14 protein-coding genes are annotated in these 13,636 nt (G+C 61.4%); 5 read left to right on the forward strand and 9 right to left on the reverse strand.

Features of this window, described 5'->3' with window-relative positions:
- The first annotated feature begins 20 nt into the window (after positions 1 to 20).
- Complete coding sequence (finR, locus tag AC3RCM_RS21545) at positions 21 to 947, forward strand: LysR family transcriptional regulator FinR (protein ID WP_003252379.1); 927 nt, start codon at positions 21 to 23, stop codon at positions 945 to 947.
- Here the strand turns inward: finR and AC3RCM_RS21550 are convergent.
- From AC3RCM_RS21550 to AC3RCM_RS21560, 3 genes are all read right to left on the reverse strand, one after another.
- Complete coding sequence (locus AC3RCM_RS21550) at positions 944 to 1,309, reverse strand: diacylglycerol kinase (RefSeq protein ID WP_010952700.1); 366 nt, start codon at positions 1,307 to 1,309, stop codon at positions 944 to 946. The genes finR and AC3RCM_RS21550 overlap by 4 nt on opposite strands.
- A gap of 73 nt (positions 1,310 to 1,382) precedes the next feature.
- Positions 1,383 to 2,033 carry a response regulator transcription factor ErdR gene (gene erdR, locus AC3RCM_RS21555; protein ID WP_010952699.1) on the reverse strand — a complete coding sequence of 217 codons (651 nt, stop codon included), beginning with the start codon at positions 2,031 to 2,033 and terminating at the stop codon, positions 1,383 to 1,385.
- 179 nt (positions 2,034 to 2,212) lie between these two features.
- Positions 2,213 to 2,923 (reverse strand): tRNA-uridine aminocarboxypropyltransferase, encoded by a 711-nt coding sequence (locus tag AC3RCM_RS21560; protein ID WP_004574842.1) that lies wholly within the window; start codon positions 2,921 to 2,923, stop codon positions 2,213 to 2,215.
- 216 nt (positions 2,924 to 3,139) lie between these two features.
- Between AC3RCM_RS21560 and AC3RCM_RS21565 the strand changes: the two genes are divergently transcribed.
- A complete protein-coding gene (locus AC3RCM_RS21565) occupies positions 3,140 to 3,559 on the forward strand; it encodes a quorum-sensing-regulated virulence factor family protein (protein ID WP_003252372.1) in 420 nt (139 codons plus the stop codon).
- 14 nt (positions 3,560 to 3,573) lie between these two features.
- Here AC3RCM_RS21565 and AC3RCM_RS21570 read toward each other — a convergent pair whose 3' ends face one another.
- A complete protein-coding gene (locus tag AC3RCM_RS21570; RefSeq protein ID WP_064493442.1) occupies positions 3,574 to 3,783 on the reverse strand; it encodes a hypothetical protein in 210 nt (69 codons plus the stop codon).
- 160 nt (positions 3,784 to 3,943) lie between these two features.
- On the opposite strand from AC3RCM_RS21570, the gene AC3RCM_RS21575 reads away from it, so the two are divergent.
- Positions 3,944 to 5,062, forward strand: coding sequence for an LOG family protein (locus AC3RCM_RS21575; protein ID WP_019436650.1), 1,119 nt, complete (start codon positions 3,944 to 3,946; stop codon positions 5,060 to 5,062).
- Positions 5,063 to 5,583: 521 nt separating this feature from the next.
- Here the strand turns inward: AC3RCM_RS21575 and recX are convergent.
- The 4 genes from recX to AC3RCM_RS21595 all read right to left on the reverse strand — a co-directional run bounded on the left by recX (position 5,584) and on the right by AC3RCM_RS21595 (position 8,852).
- Positions 5,584 to 6,054 (reverse strand): recombination regulator RecX, encoded by a 471-nt coding sequence (recX, locus tag AC3RCM_RS21580; RefSeq protein ID WP_064493441.1) that lies wholly within the window; start codon positions 6,052 to 6,054, stop codon positions 5,584 to 5,586.
- Positions 6,055 to 6,075: 21 nt separating this feature from the next.
- Positions 6,076 to 7,143: a recombinase RecA gene (gene recA, locus AC3RCM_RS21585; RefSeq protein WP_003252365.1), complete on the reverse strand. Its 1,068-nt coding sequence runs from the start codon at positions 7,141 to 7,143 to the stop codon at positions 6,076 to 6,078.
- Positions 7,144 to 7,246: 103 nt separating this feature from the next.
- On the reverse strand, positions 7,247 to 7,729 hold the full coding sequence (locus AC3RCM_RS21590; RefSeq protein WP_010952695.1) for a CinA family protein: 483 nt from the start codon (positions 7,727 to 7,729) through the stop codon (positions 7,247 to 7,249).
- A 55-nt stretch (positions 7,730 to 7,784) separates the two neighbouring features.
- Positions 7,785 to 8,852, reverse strand: a complete 1,068-nt coding sequence (locus AC3RCM_RS21595; RefSeq protein ID WP_064493440.1) for a hypothetical protein — start codon at positions 8,850 to 8,852, stop codon at positions 7,785 to 7,787.
- Positions 8,853 to 9,036: 184 nt separating this feature from the next.
- Here AC3RCM_RS21595 and mutS point away from each other — a divergent pair, with 184 nt between their 5' ends.
- Positions 9,037 to 11,610, forward strand: a complete 2,574-nt coding sequence (gene mutS, locus AC3RCM_RS21600) for a DNA mismatch repair protein MutS (RefSeq protein ID WP_010952693.1) — start codon at positions 9,037 to 9,039, stop codon at positions 11,608 to 11,610.
- Positions 11,611 to 11,750: 140 nt separating this feature from the next.
- On the forward strand, positions 11,751 to 12,074 hold the full coding sequence (fdxA, locus tag AC3RCM_RS21605; RefSeq protein WP_003252355.1) for a ferredoxin FdxA: 324 nt from the start codon (positions 11,751 to 11,753) through the stop codon (positions 12,072 to 12,074).
- A 535-nt stretch (positions 12,075 to 12,609) separates the two neighbouring features.
- Here fdxA and rpoS read toward each other — a convergent pair.
- The gene (rpoS, locus tag AC3RCM_RS21610; protein WP_003252351.1) at positions 12,610 to 13,617 is read right to left on the reverse strand and encodes an RNA polymerase sigma factor RpoS; all 1,008 of its coding nucleotides are present in this window, start codon (positions 13,615 to 13,617) and stop codon (positions 12,610 to 12,612) included.
- Between the last annotated feature and the right edge of the window lie 19 nt (positions 13,618 to 13,636).

The following is a 13,636-nucleotide window of genomic DNA, read 5'->3' on the forward strand; positions in this document are numbered from 1 at the left end:
GTGTTATCGGTTATATCGATATGCGATTCACACTCCGTCAAATGCAAGTCTTCGTCGCCGTCGCCCAGCACCAAAGCGTCTCTCGGGCCGCCAGCCTGTTGGCGCTGTCGCAGTCGGCCGCCAGTACCTCTATCACGGAACTGGAGCGGCAATCGAGCTGCCAGCTGTTCGACCGTGCCGGCAAACGCCTGGCCCTCAATGCCCTGGGCCATCAATTGCTGCCACAAGCAGTAGCCCTGCTTGACCAGGCCAAGGAAATCGAAGACCTGCTCAACGGCAAATCCGGTTTCGGCTCACTGGCGGTCGGCGCCACCCTCACCATCGGCAACTACCTGGCCACCCTGCTGATCGGCAACTACATGCAGACACACCCGGAAAGCCAGGTAAAACTGCATGTCCAAAATACTGCGCATATCGTGCAACAGGTCGCGCACTACGAAATTGATCTGGGTCTAATCGAAGGTGACTGCAATCACCCCGACCTGGAAGTTCAGCCGTGGGTCGAGGACGAACTGGTGGTGTTCTGTGCGCCACAGCACCCACTGGCGAAACTGGGCCGCGCCGATATCGAAAGCCTTTCGCAGGAGGCGTGGATCCTGCGCGAACAAGGCTCAGGCACGCGCCTGACCTTCGACCAGGCCATGCGCCATCACCGCGCCAACCTTAATATTCGCCTGGAGCTGGAGCACACCGAAGCGATCAAGCGCGCGGTGGAGTCGGGCCTGGGCATCGGTTGCATTTCACGCCTGGCCCTGCGTGACGCCTTCCGCCGTGGCAGCCTGGTACCTGTGGAAACACCGGAGCTGGACCTGCTGCGCCAGTTCTACTTCATCTGGCACAAACAGAAGTACCAGACCTCGGCCATGCGTGAGTTTCTCGAGCTATGCCGCAACTTCACTGCGGGCTTTACCCGCAGTGACGAGATCGTGCTGCCGCCGATCGCTTAAAGCAGGATCACACCCCACACCAGCGCCACCATGGTCAGGGCCACCAGCTGTGCGGCGCTGCCCATGTCCTTGGCATTTTTCGACAGCGGGTGGCGCTCCAGCGAAATGCGATCGATGGCCGCCTCCACCGCCGAGTTGAACAGCTCGACGATCAGCCCCAGCAGGCAAACGGCGATCATGATGGCCCGCTCGGCGCGGCTGACCGGCAGCCAGAAGGCGATCGGGATCAGCAGCACGTTGAGCAGCACCAGCTGGCGGAATGCGGCCTCGCCCTTGAAGGCGGCACGCAGGCCGTCCAGCGAGTAGCCAGCGGCGTTGAAGATGCGTTTGAGGCCGGTCTGGCCCTTGAATGGCGATGTCATGTGAGTCACTTCACAGCAGAAAGGCCAGCAGACTAGACCGGCTCGGGTCAAAAAAGCGTGAAGCCACACGCAGTCAGTTGCTGGCAACCGATTCAAGTTGTTGCAGCAGCAGTGCAGCCTGGGTCCGGGTACGCACGCCCAGTTTACGGAAGATCGCAGTAACGTGGGCCTTGATGGTCGCTTCCGACACGCTCAGCTCATAGGCGATCTGCTTGTTCAGCAAGCCTTCGCAGACCATGGTCAGTACGCGGAACTGCTGCGGCGTGAGGCTGGCCAAGCCTTCGCTGGCGGCCTTGGCCTCGGCTGAAACATCGACCTTTTCGAACGCCTGCGGCGGCCACCAGACCTCGCCATCAAGCACCTTGCGCACCGCATCCTGGATCACTTCCAGGGTGCTGGACTTGGGAATGAAACCACTGGCGCCGAACTCGCGGGACTTGACCACCACGGCGGCCTCTTCCTGTGCCGAAACCATCACCACGGGGATCTGCGGGTACTGCCCGCGGAGCAGTACCAGACCGGAAAAACCGTAGGCACCCGGCATGTTCAAGTCCAGCAGCACCAGGTCCCAGTCGGCTTTTTCGCTCAGGCGGGTTTCCAGTTCGGCAATGCTCGCGACTTCGACCAGACGCACATCGGAGCCAAGCCCGAGGGTAACGGCCTGGCGCAGGGCGCCACGGAACAGTGGGTGGTCATCGGCAATCAGGATTTCGTATGTGGCCATCGATCTAAGGATCCTGTTCTGTGCCAGGCACTCGAGTGGAAGGGAAGCGCCCGGCGGGGAATCGGCGCCAAGGAGGCCGAGCACGGTCAAGGGAGATCAAGCCAATCGCCCTGCCGTCTCGCCCACCCTGGCTGCCAGCTCCGTCATTATGAACCAAAGCAGGGGTTGTGCCCCTTGGACTATAGGAAGGTATGCAAACGCTGGTGGGTGTCGTCCTGCTCGTCAAGCGGCAGCCGCCGCTTGCCGCTCAGGTAATGCAGGCTGAACACATCCAGATAGGCATCCAGCGCCTGCGAAGCCTGACTATCGCCAGCAAGGTCCAGGCACATCGCCGCAACTTCTGCCGTACAGAAATGATCATCGCGCTTGGAGCGCCGCAGGCGGTAGCGCGACATCTGCTCGGCTTGCAGGCTCAACACCGGGAAGCGGTCCAGGTACGGGCTTTTGCGGAACATCTTGCGCGCTTCGGTCCAGGTGGCATCCAGCAGGATGAACAATGGACGCTTGCCCGGCTCGCGCACCACCTCGCTGACCACCCGCTCCTGGGCAACGAACTCGCCCGGAAAAACGATATAGGGCTGCCAGCGCGGGTCATCGAGCAAGGCCAGCAGGCGCTCGTCAACTGCGGTGCGCAACCAGCCGAAGGCCCAGGTGTCTTCAATCAGGTCGGCAATCAACCAGCCGGTGTTGGTGGGTTTCAGCGGCTCGGTGTCGTGCATCAGCAGGCACACACCTGCGTCAGCCTGCACCCTAGGCTTCCAGGCACACAGGCAATGGGTGGCGATGACCCGGCAATCCGGGCAACGCTCGGCACGCGAGCCACGGGCGATGAAAGGCTTGTTGCTGCGGGCCAGGCGTTCGGCGCGCAGACGCGCTACCGCATGGCTCATGCCGGCAGGCCTCTGGACAGATTGAAAATGGGCACAAGGATGACTCGGAGAAAACAAGGCGGCCAGTCTACCAGAACAGGTGGCAATTGCTGTGCAGCCGGCAATGCGCTCCTTATAATCGGGTTTCTACCGTGCCGGTCCTCGCCACGCGCAATTTTACGGAACACCGTTGACCCGCGCATGTCAAAGCGCCAGTCATCGAACCAGGAGAGATTCATGCTGCGCCTTATCGCCCCCGCCCTGAGCCTGCTGCTCGCCCTGCCTCTGGCAGCCCAGGCGGCATCCAAGCAGGATTACGACCTGAACACCCTGCTGCAGAAGGTCGCCAAAGAGAGCAGCGTCGGCACCCCACGCGCAATCAACGAGGACATTCTCGATCAGGGTTACACCGTTGAAGGCAAGGCACTGGTCAACCATCTGAGCGTACGCCAGAGCCACGCAGCGCGCATGCAGGCCAACCCTGAGCAGGTGCGCAGCCAACTGGGCGACAGCGTGTGCCGCAACAACGGCTTCCGCAACCTGATGTCCAAGGGTGCCGTCATGGTCTACCGCTTCACGGTCTACAAGACCAACCAGCCCGTCATGGACCAGGCCTTCGACAACGCCAGCTGCGTGGCCGGCAACAAGAAGAAGTAAGCACAGCGTCAACGCTACGCCTTTTCGTCCTCATGAGCGTGCCAGCGCCCTTCAACGTCATCGGCGCGCATCTCCGCCAACAGCGCCTGCAAGTATCGCGACCGGCACTCCAGCCCCGACAGCCTGCGGCGGCACTCGGCTTCAAGGCTCAGGTGATGCACCTGGGCCGCATTCTCCAGCTGCTGGTAGAGCTGCCAGTCCACTTCGATGACCAAGCGATGCATACCGCCACCTCCTGCATCGACACGTTTCACTCTACCAGTTAACCAAACCCGTGCTGCCGATGGCCGCAGGCCGACAGGCGGCTGCGCCGAACACCTCGGCACGATCGGGCGCAAGGGTCTAGATTGAGGTCAGAGGTATTGGTGCAGAAGGAGACGTCGCATGCCTTACCATTCGAATGAACTGCTGTTCAGCCACTTCCGCGACAACAATATCGACCTGAGCAATATCGAAGCACAACTGCAACTGGTTGCCCCCAACAGCCCCAACCTGCCGCTCTACCGCGACATGATGCTGACCATCCTGCGCATGGCCCATGACGACAGCGACCGCTGGAGCGCCAAGATCACCCTGCAGGCCCTGCGCGAACTGGACCAGTCGTTCCGGACCCTGCAGCGCTACAAGGGCCGACGCAAAGTGACCGTGTTCGGCTCGGCACGCACCCCGCTGGAGCATCCGATGTACGCCCTGGCCCGCGAGCTGGGCGCCACTCTGGCGCGCTCCGACCTGATGGTTATCACCGGCGCCGGCGGCGGCATCATGGCGGCCGCCCACGAAGGCGCCGGCAGCGAGCACAGCCTGGGCTTCAACATCACCTTACCCTTCGAACAACATGCCAACCCGACGGTGAACGGTACCGACAAACTACTGCCGTTCCACTTTTTCTTCATTCGCAAGCTGTTCTTCGTCAAGGAGGCCGATGGCCTGGTGCTGTGCCCTGGCGGCTTCGGCACCCTGGATGAAGCGCTGGAGGTACTGACCTTGATCCAGACCGGCAAGAGCCCACTGGTGCCGGTGGTGCTACTGGATTCGCCGGGCGGGAGCTTCTGGCACGACTGCCTGGACTTCATCAGCCGCCAGTTGGAAGAAAACCGCTACATCCTGCCCAGCGACCTGAAGCTGGTGCGCCTGGTGCACAGCGCTGACGAGGCGGTTGAGGAAATCAACCAGTTCTACAGCAACTACCACTCCAGCCGCTGGCTGAAGAGCCAGTTCGTGATCCGCATGCACCATGCGCTCAGCGAGGCGGCGTTGTATGACATTCAGGAAGGGTTTGCCGATTTGCGCCTGAGTGGCAAATATCACCAGCAAGCGGATAGCAGCGCCGAGCACGAAGTTGGCAATTACAGCCACCTGACCCGCCTGTCATTCGCCTTCAACGGCCGGGATCAGGGCCGCTTGCGTGAGCTGGTGGATTTCATCAACCTGCCGGAGAACTGGGCCAAGCCACAACCCATGCATACCACGCAGAGGGCCAGGCAGGCGCTGAAAGTGAGTTGATGCTTTTCTATAACAGCTCGCGTGATACCTGCAGGAGCAACCTTAGGCTGTTTGCTCCTGCACATGATCGGTTGTTGGGCGCAGACCTTCGTAGGAGCGGGTTTACCCGCGAAAGGGCCTGACCTGCTGCCCAATCTCCCCGGTCATTCACCGGCGCAGCCGCCACCGTATTCGCGGGTGAACCCGCTCCTACCAGTGGTTGGACGCAGACCGTCGTAGGAGCGGGTTTACCCGCGAAAGGGCCTGACCTGCTGGCCAATTTCCCTGGTCATTCAACGTCGCGGCCGCCACCGTATTCGCGGGTGAACCCGCTCCTACCCCGTGGTTGGACTCAGACCGTCGTAGGAGCGGGTTTACCCGCGAAAAGGCCTGACCTGCTGGCCAATTTCCCTGGTCATTCACCGTCGCAGCCGCCACCGCATTCGCGGGTGAACCCGCTCCTACAATGGAATGGAGACAGCCTGGGGCATTTGGCAAAACAGATTATCCGCTACGGGCACGTGCCACTGTGGTTTAGAGCGTCAATAATCGTCGAGATCACGCCCGCTGAGCAGACGACCGATCATGTCCATAGGGAACCCACGGTAAGCCAGGAACCGGGTCTGCTGGGCGCGGCTGCGCGGATCTTGCGGGCGCTGCCCGGCAAACTTGCGCTGCCACACGTCGCACATACGCTCGCCCCAATTCACCTCGCTTTCACGCAGGGCCTGGTCGATATCTGCACGCGCCAAACCACGCTGACACAGCTCTTCGCGAATACGCGCAGGGCCATAGCCAGAGCCGGAACGATAACGAATGAAACTCTCGAGGTAGCGGGCTTCACTAAGCAGCCCTTCTTCGGCGAGGCGATCGAGTTCAGGCTCGATCAACTCGTCCGAAGCGCCGCGCTGACGCAACTTGCGCGTCAGCTCGACTCGACCGTGCTCACGTCGTGCGAGCAGGTCCATGGCTGTCCGCCGGATGGCGACGGGGGTGTCGAGTACGGCAGACATATTGGGCTATCTACTGCGCAATCAATAACCGGCGTCAGCGTCGGCCATGTCATCGGCATCAGCTTCGGCAGCAGCAGCTTTGCCGGCTTCAGCAGCAGCACCCGCTTTCAGCAACTTCTCACGAATCTGCTTCTCGATCTCGGCACCAATAGCCGGGTTCTCAGCCAGGTACTTGGCAGCGTTGGCTTTGCCTTGACCGATCTTGTTGCCTTGGTAGGCGTACCAGGCACCGGACTTCTCGACCAAGCCCTGAGATACCCCCAGATCAATGATCTCGCCGTTACGATAGATACCTTTCCCATAAAGAATCTGGAACTCAGCCTGACGGAACGGAGGCGAGACCTTGTTCTTGACGATCTTGACGCGGGTTTCGCTGCCGACCACTTCGTCGCCTTCCTTGACCGCGCCGGTACGGCGGATGTCCAGACGGACCGAAGCATAGAACTTCAGGGCGTTACCACCGGTAGTGGTTTCCGGGCTGCCGAACATCACACCGATCTTCATACGGATCTGGTTGATGAAGATGACCAGGCAGTTCGCGTTCTTGATGTTACCGGTGATCTTACGCAGCGCCTGGGACATCAGGCGGGCCTGCAGGCCCACATGCATGTCACCCATCTCGCCTTCGATCTCGGCCTTCGGTACCAGCGCGGCAACGGAGTCGACAATAATCACGTCGACCGCGTTGGAACGCACCAGCATGTCGGTGATTTCAAGGGCCTGCTCACCGGTGTCCGGCTGCGAAACCAGCAGGTCATCGACGTTGACGCCCAGCTTGCCGGCGTACTCAGGGTCAAGGGCATGTTCGGCGTCGACGAAGGCGCAGGTAGCACCGTTCTTCTGCGCTTCAGCGATGACAGACAGGGTCAGCGTGGTCTTACCCGACGATTCCGGGCCGTAGATCTCGACGATACGGCCTTTTGGCAGACCGCCGATGCCCAGTGCGATATCCAGCCCCAGCGAGCCGGTGGAGATGGCCGGAATGCCTTGACGCTCATGGTCACCCATGCGCATGACCGCGCCTTTACCGAATTGGCGTTCGATCTGACCCAGGGCCGCAGCCAAGGCGCGCTTCTTGTTGTCGTCCATTGAAATCCTCACGTGTTCGACTTGGCCCTGACGGCCGGAATACCTGTATAAGTAGCCAGTATTATTCCACAGGCAGACGCCCGCGCAAACCCCTGTCGTCGATTTACTCGGCACCAAGCTGTAACAAGCCGTCTAACGCGGCGATCACCGTCTGTCGGCGCACCGCCTCGCGGTCACCGTCGAACTGCCGACGTTCGCTGAATACCCGGTCGCCATCACCCCAGGCCAGCCACACAGTGCCCACCGGTTTGGCTGGCGAGCCGCCGTCCGGCCCGGCCACACCACTCACCGCCACGGCGAAGCGTGCGCCACTGGCGGCCTGAGCCCCACGAACCATGGCTTCGACCACTTCCTGGCTGACTGCCCCCACCTGACCGAACAACGCTTCAGGCACCCCCAGCTGGCGGGTTTTCTGGGCATTGGAATAGGTGACGTATCCGGCTTCGAACCAGGCCGAGCTGCCAGGTATGCGGGTAATGGCTTCAGCAATGCCACCACCGGTGCAGGATTCGGCGGTAGTCACCTGCGCATTGAATCGGCGCAGGTGTTCACCCAGGCGGGTGGCGAGCGTAGTGATCGGGTCCATGTGGGTGCTCCTTGAGGGCGGCTCTCTACCCTATCACCCTGCTTCGGGCTCTGGCTCAGGAAACTTTCAGGCTGGCCCGGGCGATTTCGCTGAACGCCAGTTCGTCACGCTGCCCCAACCGCGGCAGCCCCTCAGGCCACTCCCGGCTCCAGTCGAAGCCGCCCAGCGTGCGCATGTCCTCGATTGCCGAACGCCACCAGACCACCTTGCACGCGCGCTGGTAATCATCACCACTCATCACACTGCCGTAGAGCAACTTGCGGCCGATGCCACGCAACTCCCGGGGTACATGCTTGAGGCTCCATTTTACCGAGAGCCGAGCCAACCACGAGGGCACCGGGCGATGCGCCGGCACCTTCAGGGCCAGACCTGGCATCTTCGAATGAAAATGCTCGCCATGCCGGGCAAAGAAAATTTCTAGAATGGCATGCACGTACTGCTTCATCGCAAAGTAATGGCTGATCACGCCGCGCGCCTCGTTGATCGGCGCGCCATGCAATTCGAAGGAAAAGGCGATCTGCTCGATCGTATGCAAGTCACGGGCATACGGCGTCCAGTCGTCAATCCGGACGATGGCGCGCTCGGCGATGCCAACGTTGTCGCGGGTAAAGCCCATCACACCGCTGTTACACAGCCGCAGGGCATCGGCCGGTGCTTCGCCCGACTCCGCAAGCCCCTCGACGAAGCTGCGGTAATAGCTGCTGCGCGAGGCCTCGGCCCAGCTCATTTCCACCTCGTCGACCAAGAATTGCCCGACATCGACCTGGCTGAACAGCTTTTGCGGCGACTGCAGAAATACCGTATCGGTATCGATGAACACGGTCTTGTCCGCCCACTGCCCGGCCTGGGCAATGGCGCAGGCCTTGCGCCGATGGGTGTAGCCGCCGTCGCCGGCCCAGGCCTGCAAGGTCTGCTCGTCCAGTGCGATCACTTCCACCGGCCAGCCGGCAAAAGCCTGTGGCTGGTCGGTAAGCACGCGGATCACCGGCAGCTCAGCCGGCTTGCAACGGGCCAGGGCGGTGAGGATGCTGAGTTTTGCCTCCAGCTGATAGATCCGGCGCTCGCCATAAAGGAGGTAGATCAGCTGTTGCGTTACATAAGGGACAGGGCTGGACACATTCATCGTGCAGGTCACGGCTAGGGGCATTCATCGAGGGGCGCGCATTCTAGAGGGTTACGCGGCCCAGCTCCACCATTGCCCGCCAGACTGCGCGCATGCCCCAAAGCACGCGCCTGCATCGCAACGAAAAAGCCTGTACCATTACGGGTTTACCATCGCCAACCAGATCCCCCCTGTAAGGCCCTGAATGTCAGATCTTTCCGCACACACCCCGATGATGCAGCAGTACTGGAAGCTGAAGAACCAGCACCCGGACCAGCTGATGTTCTACCGCATGGGCGACTTCTACGAGATCTTCTACGAAGATGCGAAAAAGGCCGCGAAACTGCTGGATATCACCCTGACCGCCCGCGGTCAGTCGGCCGGCCAGTCCATCCCCATGTGCGGGATTCCGTTCCATTCGCTGGAAGGCTACCTGGCCAAGCTGGTCAAGCTCGGCGAGTCGGTGGTGATCTGTGAGCAGATCGGCGACCCCGCCACCAGCAAGGGCCCGGTGGAGCGCCAGGTGGTGCGCATCATCACCCCGGGTACGGTCAGTGACGAGGCACTGCTCGACGAGCGCCGCGACAACCTGATTGCAGCATTGCTCGGTGACGAGCGCCTGTTCGGCCTGGCGGTACTGGACATCACCAGCGGCAATTTCAGCGTGCAGGAGATCAAGGGCTGGGAAAACCTGCTGGCCGAACTCGAGCGCCTGAACCCGGTCGAGCTGTTGATCCCCGACGACTGGCCACGGGACCTGCCTGCGGAGAAACGCCCAGGCGCCCGCCGCCGCGCACCCTGGGACTTCGACCGCGACTCGGCACGCAAGGCCCTGTGCCAGCAGTTCGCGACCAAGGACCTCAAGGGCTTCGGCTGCGACAAACTGACCCTGGCCATCGGCGCCGCCGGCTGCCTGCTGACCTACGCCAAGGAAACCCAGCGCACCGCCCTGCCGCACCTGCGCAGCCTGCGCCACGAGCGTCTGGACGATACGGTCATCCTCGATGGGGCCAGCCGGCGCAACCTGGAGCTGGACATCAACCTGGCCGGCGGGCGCGACAACACCCTGCAATCGGTGATCGACCGCTGCCAGACCGCCATGGCCAGCCGCCTGCTGAGCCGCTGGCTGAACCGCCCGCTGCGCGACCTCAAGGTGCTGCAAGCACGCCAGGACTCGATCCGCTGCCTGCTCGACAGCTACCGCTTCGAGAAGCTGCAGCCGCAGTTGAAGGAAATTGGCGATATCGAGCGGATCCTCGCCCGGATTGGCCTGCGCAATGCCCGCCCGCGCGACCTGGCACGCCTGCGCGATGCGCTGGGTGCGTTGCCAGAGCTGCAGAACGCCATGACCGAGCTCGAAGCACCGCACCTGGCGCGTCTGGCGGCCATTACCGGTACCTATCCGGAGCTGGCCAGCCTGTTGGAGCGGGCGATCATCGATAACCCGCCGGCGGTGATCCGCGACGGCGGCGTACTGAAGGCCGGCTATGACAACGAACTGGACGAGCTGCTGGCAATCAGCGAGAACGCCGGCCAGTTCCTGATCGACCTGGAAGCCCGAGAAAAGGCTCGCACCGGCCTGGCCAACCTCAAGGTCGGCTACAACCGCGTGCACGGCTACTTCATCGAACTGCCGACCAAGCAGGCCGAACAGGCCCCGGGCGACTACATCCGCCGCCAGACCCTCAAAGGCGCCGAGCGCTTCATCACCCCGGAGCTGAAGGCGTTCGAGGACAAGGCATTGTCGGCCAAGAGCCGCGCCCTGGCCCGCGAGAAGATGCTCTACGACGCGCTGCTGGAAACCCTGATCAGCCACCTGGCGCCGCTGCAGGACAGCGCCGCCGCGCTGGCCGAGCTGGATGTGCTCAGCAACTTGGCCGAGCGCGCACTGAACCTCGACCTTAACTGCCCACGCTTCGTCGACGAGCCTTGCCTGCGCATCGAGCAGGGCCGCCACCCGGTGGTGGAGCAGGTGCTGACCACGCCGTTCGTGGCCAACGACCTGGGCCTGGACAACAGTACGCGCATGCTGATCATCACCGGCCCGAACATGGGCGGTAAGTCGACCTACATGCGCCAGACCGCCCTGATCGTGCTGCTGGCGCACATCGGCAGCTTCGTGCCGGCAGCCAGCTGCGAGCTATCGCTGGTCGACCGCATATTCACCCGCATCGGCTCCAGTGACGACCTGGCCGGCGGGCGCTCGACCTTCATGGTGGAGATGAGCGAAACCGCCAACATCCTGCACAACGCCACCGACCGCAGCCTGGTGCTGATGGACGAAGTGGGCCGCGGCACCAGCACCTTCGACGGCCTGTCGCTGGCCTGGGCTGCCGCTGAGCGCCTGGCCCAGCTGCGTGCCTACACCTTGTTCGCCACCCACTACTTCGAACTGACCGTGCTGCCGGAGAGCGAGCCGCTGGTGGCCAACGTGCACCTGAACGCCACCGAGCACAATGAACGCATCGTGTTCCTGCACCACGTGCTACCCGGCCCTGCCAGCCAAAGCTACGGCCTGGCCGTTGCACAGCTGGCCGGCGTACCGACGGCAGTGATCCAGCGTGCTCGCGAACACCTTGGCCGGCTGGAAACCACCAGCCTGCCCCATGAGCAGCCTGCGGCCCACAAGGCCAAGGACGCGCCGCAAGTGCCGCACCAGAGCGACTTGTTTGCCAGCCTGCCTCATCCAGCCATCGAGAAGCTGGGCAAGCTGCAACTGGACGACATGACCCCGCGTCAAGCTATCGAAATGCTATATCAACTAAAGAACCTGTTATAACGGCGCCCATTACAAGCTGGTAGAATCCGCCGCGGTTTGCTGGTGCTGCAGGTTATTAGCCTGGCCTGCAGCCACATGCCCGTAAACCGCGCGGCCCTGAGAGGAAGGGCCGCCGCCGTCGCCTGAGGAGAGAATTAGAAATGACCTTCGTCGTCACCGACAACTGCATCAAATGCAAATACACCGACTGCGTGGAAGTCTGTCCGGTGGACTGCTTCTACGAAGGCCCGAACTTCCTGGTCATCCACCCGGACGAGTGCATCGACTGCGCCTTGTGCGAGCCGGAGTGCCCAGCGCAAGCCATCTTCTCGGAAGACGAAGTGCCTTCGGGCATGGAAAACTTCATCGAGCTGAACGCCGAGCTGGCGGAAATCTGGCCTAATATCACCGAGCGCAAGGACGCCCTGCCGGACGCTGAAGAATGGGATGGCAAGCCTGGCAAGATTGCCGACCTGGAGCGCTGATAGCGCCCAGACGCGAAAAAGGCCCTTCGGGGCCTTTTTTGTTTTCCTACAGGCAAAAAAAAGGGGCGGTTTGACCCGCCCACATTTTTTCCGTAGTCCCTGCTTGTCCCAAACATCATCCTGATGAAATCGCTTCTTGCGATGTCCCTGGCCTTCATCCTGAAAGCCTGTGCATGTCCCTGTGCACAGTTCGAATACTAGCGGGTTCAGCCCGGCGAGCAAGCGATGGACCTTGCAAGGTATTTCCGCGGACACATTTACTCACCGGTGAATAAACCATGCTTTTCAATGGGTTGTAAAAAGGCAGCCTTTGGAAACGACTTTGATTTACTGAAGGTTGCATGGAAAGCTTACACAACGAGTAAGCAAAGGCTTACACGCGATGTTACCGGGGTAGCGCGGTACACATTTGATAGATGTCTTGCCAGGTAGCGTATGGGCGCCATGCGCCTCGGGCAATCTGAAGGGCAACTCGCTTTTCGCCACAAACAAAAACGCCCCGAGATGATCGGGGCGTCTTTTGTTACAGCGCTAGCTACTGGAACAATGACTCGCTGGACAGACCATTCTTTTCAAGGATCTCGCGCAAGCGCTTGAGCCCTTCCACCTGGATTTGCCGCACGCGTTCACGGGTAAGGCCGATCTCCAGCCCAACATCCTCCAGGGTACTGCTTTCATGGCCGCGAAGGCCAAAGCGGCGTACAACCACTTCACGCTGCTTGTCGGTCAACTCACCCAGCCACTGATCGATGCTCTGCGACAGGTCGTCATCCTGCAGCAGTTCGCACGGGTCGGTCGGGCGGTCGTCGGTCAGGGTATCGAGCAGGGTCTTGTCCGAATCCGGGCCAAGCGACACGTCTACCGAAGACACCCGCTCGTTCAGGCCGAGCATACGCTTGACCTCGGCGACCGGCTTTTCCAGCAAGGTGGCGATTTCTTCCGGCGAGGGCTCGTGATCGAGTTTCTGCGTCAGCTCGCGCGCGGCGCGCAGGTAGACGTTCAGTTCCTTGACTACGTGGATCGGCAGGCGAATGGTACGGGTCTGGTTCATGATCGCCCGTTCGATGGTCTGGCGAATCCACCAGGTCGCATAGGTCGAAAAACGGAAACCACGCTCCGGGTCGAACTTTTCGACCGCACGGATCAGCCCCAGGTTGCCCTCCTCGATGAGGTCGAGCAACGACAGGCCACGGTTCACGTATCGACGGGCAATTTTGACAACCAGGCGCAGGTTGCTTTCGATCATGCGCTTGCGGCCGGCAGGGTCACCCTTTTGCGACAAGCGCGCAAAATGCACTTCTTCTTCCGGCGAAAGCAGCGGCGAGAAACCAATCTCGTTGAGATACAGCTGGGTGGCATCGAGCGCCCTGCTGTAATCGATGTACTTGTGTTGCTTGAGCGAAGAGCCCGATTTGGCCCTCGTCCGAACCGAAGATACAGCAGGTTCGTCTGACACCACATCCGTTTCCAAAACGATACCCGTCTCCATCAGGAGGACGTCATCGTCGATGTCAAACTCCGGCACTTCTTTACTGAGAGCCATTGTTATAATCCTTTGCTGA

The organism is Pseudomonas sp. GW823-FHT05G12 (genome assembly GCF_058795575.1).

What these genes read in the sequence shown, in the direction of transcription:
- AC3RCM_RS21570 (WP_064493442.1), bottom strand. Translation starts at nt 3,783, where the DNA reads ATGCATCGCTTGGTCATCGAAGTGGACTGGCAGCTCTACCAGCAGCTG.
- recA (WP_003252365.1), bottom strand. Translation starts at nt 7,143, where the DNA reads ATGGACGACAACAAGAAGCGCGCCTTGGCTGCGGCCCTGGGTCAGATC.
- AC3RCM_RS21595 (WP_064493440.1), bottom strand. Translation starts at nt 8,852, where the DNA reads ATGAATGTGTCCAGCCCTGTCCCTTATGTAACGCAACAGCTGATCTAC.
- AC3RCM_RS21565 (WP_003252372.1), top strand. Translation starts at nt 3,140, where the DNA reads ATGCTGCGCCTTATCGCCCCCGCCCTGAGCCTGCTGCTCGCCCTGCCT.
- finR (WP_003252379.1), top strand. Translation starts at nt 21, where the DNA reads ATGCGATTCACACTCCGTCAAATGCAAGTCTTCGTCGCCGTCGCCCAG.
- rpoS (WP_003252351.1), bottom strand. Translation starts at nt 13,617, where the DNA reads ATGGCTCTCAGTAAAGAAGTGCCGGAGTTTGACATCGACGATGACGTC.
- recX (WP_064493441.1), bottom strand. Translation starts at nt 6,054, where the DNA reads ATGTCTGCCGTACTCGACACCCCCGTCGCCATCCGGCGGACAGCCATG.
- AC3RCM_RS21590 (WP_010952695.1), bottom strand. Translation starts at nt 7,729, where the DNA reads ATGGACCCGATCACTACGCTCGCCACCCGCCTGGGTGAACACCTGCGC.
- fdxA (WP_003252355.1), top strand. Translation starts at nt 11,751, where the DNA reads ATGACCTTCGTCGTCACCGACAACTGCATCAAATGCAAATACACCGAC.
- erdR (WP_010952699.1), bottom strand. Translation starts at nt 2,033, where the DNA reads ATGGCCACATACGAAATCCTGATTGCCGATGACCACCCACTGTTCCGT.
- mutS (WP_010952693.1), top strand. Translation starts at nt 9,037, where the DNA reads ATGTCAGATCTTTCCGCACACACCCCGATGATGCAGCAGTACTGGAAG.
- AC3RCM_RS21550 (WP_010952700.1), bottom strand. Translation starts at nt 1,309, where the DNA reads ATGACATCGCCATTCAAGGGCCAGACCGGCCTCAAACGCATCTTCAAC.
- AC3RCM_RS21575 (WP_019436650.1), top strand. Translation starts at nt 3,944, where the DNA reads ATGCCTTACCATTCGAATGAACTGCTGTTCAGCCACTTCCGCGACAAC.
- AC3RCM_RS21560 (WP_004574842.1), bottom strand. Translation starts at nt 2,923, where the DNA reads ATGAGCCATGCGGTAGCGCGTCTGCGCGCCGAACGCCTGGCCCGCAGC.